Raw genomic sequence first — 791 nt, forward strand, 5'->3', positions numbered from 1 at the left:
AATAGGTTGTCAAAGGCCGAGTCGATTTTGGGGACTGGGATGTCCCAAAATCTATCACGAGGTCGAAGACACGCTTGTGCATGTTTCCCTGGTTCATGGGCATCTGCCCCTGCTTCATGGGCATGCTGGCGGTGTCTGCCAAAGCAGGCACGGAAAGGGCGGCAAGGAGTGCGGTTGTGGCAATCATGTTGCTCAGTTTCATTGGATAGTCTCCGGTGCTGCCTTGCAGCAAAGGGTGTTGTGGTACCGCTGCCGGAGCATGGCTCCGCAACGGCGTGATGATATTACTTGATGCCGTAGCCTTCGGGATCCTGCTCATGCAGTGCTTCCTTGCCGTTTGGCATTTCGGGTTTTGCATTGGGGTTCGCGGCAATATCTTCCGGGTTGGCCATGTGGCTGCCGTACAGGTCGCCTTTGCCTTTCATGACTTCGCCGGTGGGTGCGCCCTTGCTGTGATCAGTCAGGTTGGAACCATACATGTCTTCGTTGCCGCCAAAGTGCTCATCGTGAGCCCATGCTGCAGTGGTGGTTCCGAGAATGGCGATTGCGGCGATAGTGATGATTTTTTTCATGGTGTTTCTCCTGTTTAATACGCTGGTTTGTTTGTAAGGCCGGTCTTTGTGAACGACTGCCCTGTACACTGCAGATTGCGTGCCAATACAGAAAAAAATTGGCTCCTCAGCAGAATTTGTGGGTAGCAGAGGTGGGTTTGAGGCAAATGATCAGGTCTGTCCTGTCGGGGTAGAGCACCCCACCCGGCCTCTGAGAAGATGGAGTTGTGAAACCATCAT

General features: G+C 53.5%; 2 protein-coding genes. Both read right to left on the reverse strand.

Annotated features, from left to right (window positions below):
* Positions 1 to 202: hypothetical protein (locus tag ACOCD2_RS23275; protein ID WP_293653697.1), on the reverse strand; the 202-nt coding region annotated here is incomplete at its 3' end.
* An 82-nt stretch (positions 203 to 284) separates the two neighbouring features.
* Positions 285 to 572: a hypothetical protein gene (locus ACOCD2_RS23280; protein ID WP_293650634.1), complete on the reverse strand. Its 288-nt coding sequence runs from the start codon at positions 570 to 572 to the stop codon at positions 285 to 287.
* Positions 573 to 791 lie beyond the last annotated feature (219 nt).

The organism is Thiolapillus sp. (assembly GCF_048562965.1).
Classification (GTDB): Bacteria; Pseudomonadota; Gammaproteobacteria; order Chromatiales; family Chromatiaceae; genus Thiolapillus; species Thiolapillus brandeum_A.